We start from the raw sequence: 6,623 nt of genomic DNA, 5'->3' as shown, positions 1-6,623 counted from the left end.
AGAATTTGCTGCCACTGGCATTACTGGTGGTTCTGCCGTAATTACAGGACGGTTTACCGCCCAACAAGCTAATGACTTAGGCGTGCAGTTACGCGGTGGTGCATTACCCGTACCAGTAGAAATTGCAGAAATCCGTACTGTTGGAGCAACCTTGGGTAAAGACAGCATCACTAGCAGTATCTACGCTGGTATCGGTGGTCTGACTTTAGTATTAATATTTATGGTGGTGTACTATAGACTACCAGGATTGATTGCCGATGTAGCATTATTAATCTACGCTCTGTTGACCTGGGCTAGCTTTGCTTTATTGGGTGTCACCCTCACCCTACCTGGAATTGCTGGTTTCATCCTCAGTATTGGGATGGCGGTAGATGCGAATGTGCTAATTTTTGAGCGGACGCGGGAAGAATTGCAAGCAGGCAAATCCCTTTATCGTTCTGTAGAATCTGGTTTTTACCGCGCCTTTTCCAGTATTTTAGATGGCAACGTGACTACAGTCATTGCCTGTGCTGCACTATTCTGGCTCGGAGCTGGTTTGGTAAAAGGCTTCGCCCTAACTTTAGCTTTAGGTGTAATGGTGAGTATGTTTACGGCAGTTACCTGTAGTCGCACTTTAATGTTTTTAGCAATTACAATTCCCGCACTCAAAAAACCAGAACTTTTCTCTCCGAACCTGCCAACATCAAATAAGGCAGAGGTGGCTTAATGAAACTGAGTATTAACAAATCGCGATCGCTTTGGTGGGCTATTTCTAGTGCCTTCATCCTCGCTGGTATCATTTCAATGGTGATTTCGTGGCAAAACCCGACCATCAAAGCACCCCTACGTCCCAGTTTAGATTTTGTCGGTGGTACACGATTACAGTTTGAACGAGATTGTACCAAACCAGCTAATTGCGAGCAACCAATTGATATCAATGTCGTCCGAGAAGTAGCCAAAGAACAGGGACTGGGCGACAGCAGCATCCAAATTGTCACCGACAGAGACACAGGTGGACAAAATGGTATATCAATTCGCACAAAAAACTTGGATCGCGAACAGCGTACTAATTTACAAAATGCCTTAAGTGAAAAAGTCGGTACTTTTGACCAGCAAAAAAATCAATTTGACACCGTTGGCCCTACTCTGGGAGCAGAACTGTTTAGGTCTGGGGTAATAGCTTTAATAGTTTCCTTTGCAGGCATCATAATCTACTTGAGCTTCCGGTTTCAATTTGATTACGCAGTGTTTGCGATCGTTGCGCTATTACATGATGTCTTAATCACGGCAGGGATTTTTTCAATTTTGGGTTTAGTACTGGGTACTGAAGTAGATAGCCTGTTCATCGTTGCTTTACTGACAATTACAGGTTTTTCAGTCAACGATACGGTGGTGATTTACGATCGCATTCGGGAAACCCTGAAAATTAATCCCGATCGAGCGATCGCTGACATTGTGGATGATGCTGTAAACCAAACCCTAGCAAGGTCTATCAACACGACTTTTACCACGATGCTATCATTGTTCGCTATCTTGCTGTTTGGTGGCGAGACACTGAAAAACTTTGCCTTAGCTTTAATTATTGGCTTTATAGCTGGGGCTTATTCAAGTATTTTCATTGCCAGTACTCTTCTAACTTTGTGGCGAGAGCGCAACGGTCAAACAAGTGTGGTAGTCACTGATGAATCGATTGATACATCTGCTGGTAATTAGTCATTGAGTATTGGGCATTGGGCATGAGTCTTTAGCAAATGACAAATGACAAAGGACAAATGACAAATGACAACTGACCCATCCTTTACTCAACAAGTAGAAAGATTACATAAGTTGACAATATATGGTAGGTGGCTGTTTGTGGGCTGTTTATGGCTCACCATTGCGCCTGCTTCCTTATGGGGTCTACGTGCAGAAATTTATCTGTGGCAGCAATATTTTACCTGGGTGGCGGTGCGATATGGGCTTTTCTACAATCCACTGTCTACCTTTGGTTTAGCCTTTTGTATCGGGATGACAGCTGCTGTTTTAGTTTGGCAAAGTCGGAATATCTTACTCGGACTACCACAGGAAGAAAAAGAACGTTTAGAAAAACAAGTTTTTCGAATACGTCAACAGGGACCGACTCATCCTCTATGGAAGTGGATTTGTCATTAAATCTTCAAATCGTTGCATATAGATATACGTATTCAGCAATTTCTAGCAAAATATGACTTAGAAATAGCAAATATACTGCAAAAGTGGTGCCATACATGAACGATCATCAGATTCAATTTAGCGATCGCAAGTCTGAAATTGACCTTTACCAACTCCAAGAACTGTTAAACGTTTCCGCTTTCTGGGCAAAGGGACGCAGTATTGAAGACTTAGGTATAGCCATTGCCAATAGTGAGCCAGTGATTTCCGTCTGGAATAGCGATCGACTCATTGGCTTTGCAAGAGCAACATCTGATGGCATCTATCGCGCCACAATTTGGGATGTTGTAATTCATCCAGAGTATCAACATAGTGGGTTGGGAAGCAATTTAGTAGAAACTGTTTTGAGACATCCCCGTATGAAGTGGGTTGAGCGAGTTTACCTGATGACTACTCACCAGCAGGGTTTCTACGAAAAGATTGGTTTTCAAACCAACAGCACCACTACGATGGTGTTACACAATCAAGCTAACCATGCTTTCGTTTCTGCTACAGAAGTTCAGCTGCAAGAATCACCGCAGCAGTTCCGAGCAATGAGTGCTGAGTGCTGAGTATAAGAACTGTTGTAGTAAGTTGTAGTAGTAGGATAGTCAAGAAGCAAGATTTCGTCTCTACTACTCAGCACTCAGCACTCAGCACTCAGCACTACTCACTAGGGGGATAGAGATTTGTAGTCTGGTAAGCTGTTGAAGTGGTTCCTTCACAGTAGTCGAGGGCAAGATTTCTAACTTTCCTCCCATAACTTCCACCAAAGTTTGATTGATTAATAGTCTCATTCCTGAGGAAAGAGCAGCCTTCTTTTGTTCAATCTGGGTCAACCGATCTTCAAATTTAAGCAAATCAATTGGTTCGCTCGATGGTACAGCATGGGTTGGTAAATCTAGCCAAATGTTTACAAAATTATTTGTAGGTAGAGTGCTAGTGGAAATACAAATGCTGCCTTCCTCCATTTGAGTAATGGCAGTGTCTATTAAACTTATCAATACTTGGCGGAGCCAGAGGTAATCTGTCAAAACATAAATTTCTGAGTCGGTGGGTAATAATTTTAAGGGAAAATTGCGATTTGCCGCCAGCATATAAGTTAAGTCATGAACCTCCTCTAAAATTTGGGCTAAGGATCTGGGCTGAATATCTAATTTATTGGTGCCGTGTTCAGTTCTAGCAACGTTGAGAATTTCATCCATTAGCTTTAGCAACTTCAACGTTCGCTCGTGAGCTTGGGCAATAAATTCTCGCTCTTCAGCTGGATTTTCACACAAATCTGACAAAATTAATTGATGTAAGCCAATCAAACCATTAAAAGGCGATCGCAATTCATGGGTAGTCCGTGCCAAAAAACCAGCTTTAAACTGGCTCATTTCCCTTGCCATTTGGTATGCCAGCTGCGTTTGCTGTAGCTGTTGTGATATTAGTGACATATCCTGTTGAACTAATGGCGCTACTGGGGATGAGCTAGATGAAACATTTGACGATCGCCCAAATAACTGACGGAAAACCATACCTAGTGCTATTCCTGCTCCTAGATATATCCAGTTGCTCCAATTCATATCTGGCAATTATTAATTTGCTAATTAAGTACAACAGCGCAAACTAAAGTTTCAGATTTCTCTGTTGTTAAAACCACGAAAACAACATTATAGCTACCTATACTTGGTTATCACTCGAAATCTCTAACTCGATCGCACCTTGTCGCAAAATCTGCCAATTTATCCCTGTCCATTTAGCAACGGTGGAAGGTATACCTATCCCCTGCATTTCACCCTGGTATTCTATCGTTGCTAAAGTCAGAACCTGGGAAAACTGAGTCTCAATTTCTGTCATTGTTTGCAAAGGCGGCTGACCAGAAAAATTGGCGCTAGTGGTTGCAAGAGGGCCTGTTTGCGCCAAAATAGTTTGAGCGATCGCACTGTTTGGTACTCGAATCCCAATTGTTGTCGGATCGATGGGATTCATAACTTTTGGTAAGCGTTCACTCGCTGGCAAAACTAATGTCAGCCCTCCTGGCCAATATTTATCTGCTAATTCTCGCCAAACTTTATATTCATTCTCACTACCTTTGACATACGGCCACAAATCTTCAGCACTAGCCGCCATCAAAATTAAAGGTTTGTCTTGACTGCGTTGCTTCGCTGCAAAAATTAATGCTGCTTCTTTTGGTTTTACTGCAAGTGCCGGAACAGTATCCGTAGGAAAGCTCACCAAAAGACCAGCACGTGCGCCAGCTATTAGATTCGTTAGAGAAACTTGGGTCATGTTTACAAAGTTAGGAGTTAGAAGTTAGGAGTAAGGAATTTTATAACTCATAACTCATCACTCCTAACTTTTGTAGGCCAAGGCAAAACGTTCAATTCCAGCTAAATCAGCGTGAATTTGAATTTTACAATAGCTACCTTGATTTTGTAAAAGTTCTCGCACTGCATCCGCTTGTCCTGTCATCATCTCAATCAGCCACACGCCACCCGATTGCAAATAACTGGGGGAGATTTCGATCAAATGACGAATGTAATCTAAGCCATCAGTCCCGCCATCCAAAGCCAGATGTGGTTCGTGGTTAATGACTTCTGGTTGCAAAGTAGGTAAGGTACTGGTGGGAATGTAAGGAGGGTTGGACACCATACCACTGAACTGACCTTTTAAGAATGTCAGTGGCTCCCACCAAAAACCTTGATAAAATTGAATCCGGTCAGCAAGACCCAAATTATCAGCGTTGGTTCGTGCGATCGCCAGAGCTTCTAAACTGTAATCAACTGCATGAATTGTTGCTTTTGGCAAGACATCTGCTAATCCCAGTGCGATCGCACCACTCCCAGTACCTAAATCTGCCCAGTGTCCTGAAGCATTGCTAGCAGATGCTTCAGCCAAATCGATTAAACACTCTGTCTCTGGTCTAGGAATCAAAACCGCACTCGACACCGCAATTTTAAACTGACGCCAAGTTGTAGCTCCCGCAATATACTGCACTGGTAAGCGGTCATTTAATCGCCTCTGCCACAACTGCTCTAACTCTTCTAGCGGCAATTGCAGTTGAATTTGCGGCCAGTTTTTAAAAGACTCCAAACGTAGTGCCAAACGGTCTAATCCAGCAACTTCGAGGAGCAACCAATCTACCTCCATTGGTGGCACATCAGTGGCGATCGCTGCTTTGAGAGCTGCATTCCGCCACTGCCAAAGTTGTAAACCAGAGACTATCAAATGTTTCTCCCCCATACCTCAACCTTGGAGCGTATGTCCGTTATTTTTTCGGAGCGGGGGCAGCAGCTGGCTTGGCCGCTGGTGATTGATTTGGCGCAAGCGAGCGAATAAAATTGATCGACTCCCGTGATGGATACAGAACAATTTTATTGATACTAGGATCGGTGCTGCTATTGAGAGCTTCCATAACACCGTACAAATCTACCACCTGAATTTCAGTATTGGCTCCTTCCTTTGGCACGGCTTTTTTGAATTCTTCTAACAGAGCCACTGCTTGTTCTTTCTCAAAAAAGAAAGGGATGTATCGTTCATTACCTTTAGCAAGGGGAATAGTCAGATAGCTATTATCTTTCTTAAATTTAGGTACAAATAAGGGAATACCATTGAATTGCTCTCCCTTTTTACCATTTTGATTGAGCATACTTGTTGCCGAGGCTACTTGCTGTTGCGTCGGCACTAAAGTATAAATCACAGAATCTGATTTCTTTTTGCTTTCTTGGACTATTTTATAGTAGTCTGCCAAGGACAAAGGTCTAACCTGTAGAGTGCTTGCCAACTGGGGATTTTCTTTTTTGAGGCGATTGTCAAGGAATTTTTGAGCATCTTGCTTGCTAATAAAAAATCCCACTTGTGATACAGGCTTGGATGCGTTGTTTGCGTTGTTTCTCGAAAGAACTACGAATTCGCCTTTAGGATTGGTGAGCGTGAACACAGGCACTTCTTGGAGCTTTTTCACTACCTGATCTTGTGGCAGAGCGATCGCCTCTAGATTGCCCATTCCTGGTAGATTGCCTATTCCTGAAAGCCCCGTTAAAAATACACTGCCAGCTATACCCAATGTTGCGCCTAAGCGAATAAATGATTTCATGACTGCTCCTCGCATCAATAGTCCAATTAAATTAACAAATGGTTGGATTTGCACAGCACCAACTAGCTTTAGTTATATAGCAATCTATTTCAATTGTGAAAAATTCATTGTGCGCGTTGAGATTGAGTGTTAGGCATCAACGGTCAAAATCCAATGTTCCCTAACTATTTAGAGTTGCTGTAGTATCGTTTTCACAAATTGGCTGTGCTAACGTCGTGTTTTTCTAGGTTTTGCTTCGCTATTGACCGCGAAATGCCGTAGATGCTTATTATATGTCTTCTCAAACAGCAAAAAGCCTCTCCATCTCTCCAACCTTGGAGATGATAAATGCCATTTTATCGGCTTTTTCTAATATTAGTTGACGCTATTAGTTAATCAATTGTTCCATCTGCGA

8 protein-coding genes are annotated in these 6,623 nt (G+C 42.6%); 4 read left to right on the top strand and 4 right to left on the bottom strand.

Going from position 1 to position 6,623, the window contains the following annotated elements; all coding sequences use genetic code 11:
- From secD to IQ229_RS07960, 4 genes are all read left to right on the top strand, one after another.
- Positions 1-706, top strand: a 706-nt coding sequence (secD, locus tag IQ229_RS07975) for a protein translocase subunit SecD (protein ID WP_194042731.1), incomplete at its 5' end; no start/stop codon positions are given.
- Positions 706-1,692: a protein translocase subunit SecF gene (secF, locus tag IQ229_RS07970; protein WP_194042729.1), complete on the top strand. Its 987-nt coding sequence runs from the start codon at positions 706-708 to the stop codon at positions 1,690-1,692. The genes secD and secF, both read left to right, overlap by 1 nt.
- 66 nt (positions 1,693-1,758) lie before the next feature.
- Complete coding sequence (locus IQ229_RS07965) at positions 1,759-2,130, top strand: hypothetical protein (protein WP_194042727.1); 372 nt, start codon at positions 1,759-1,761, stop codon at positions 2,128-2,130.
- 95 nt (positions 2,131-2,225) lie between these two features.
- Positions 2,226-2,720 carry a GNAT family N-acetyltransferase gene (locus IQ229_RS07960; RefSeq protein ID WP_194042726.1) on the top strand — a complete coding sequence of 165 codons (495 nt, stop codon included), beginning with the start codon at positions 2,226-2,228 and terminating at the stop codon, positions 2,718-2,720.
- An 81-nt stretch (positions 2,721-2,801) separates the two neighbouring features.
- On the opposite strand, the gene IQ229_RS07955 is transcribed toward IQ229_RS07960, so the two are convergent.
- The 4 genes from IQ229_RS07955 to IQ229_RS07940 form a co-directional block, all read right to left on the bottom strand.
- A complete protein-coding gene (locus IQ229_RS07955; protein WP_194042725.1) occupies positions 2,802-3,716 on the bottom strand; it encodes a sensor histidine kinase in 915 nt (304 codons plus the stop codon).
- A gap of 97 nt (positions 3,717-3,813) precedes the next feature.
- The gene (locus tag IQ229_RS07950; protein ID WP_194042724.1) at positions 3,814-4,422 is read right to left on the bottom strand and encodes an L-threonylcarbamoyladenylate synthase; all 609 of its coding nucleotides are present in this window, start codon (positions 4,420-4,422) and stop codon (positions 3,814-3,816) included.
- A 63-nt stretch (positions 4,423-4,485) separates the two neighbouring features.
- Positions 4,486-5,376, bottom strand: coding sequence for a peptide chain release factor N(5)-glutamine methyltransferase (gene prmC / locus IQ229_RS07945; RefSeq protein WP_194042723.1), 891 nt, complete (start codon positions 5,374-5,376; stop codon positions 4,486-4,488).
- A gap of 25 nt (positions 5,377-5,401) precedes the next feature.
- The gene (locus IQ229_RS07940; protein ID WP_194042722.1) at positions 5,402-6,229 is read right to left on the bottom strand and encodes a Tic22 family protein; all 828 of its coding nucleotides are present in this window, start codon (positions 6,227-6,229) and stop codon (positions 5,402-5,404) included.
- Positions 6,230-6,623: the final 394 nt, after the last annotated feature.

It is taken from the genome of Nostoc cf. edaphicum LEGE 07299, from assembly GCF_015207245.1.
Lineage (GTDB): Bacteria > Cyanobacteriota > Cyanobacteriia > Cyanobacteriales > Nostocaceae > Nostoc > Nostoc edaphicum_B.
This window is presented reverse-complemented; position numbering and strand designations above follow the sequence as displayed.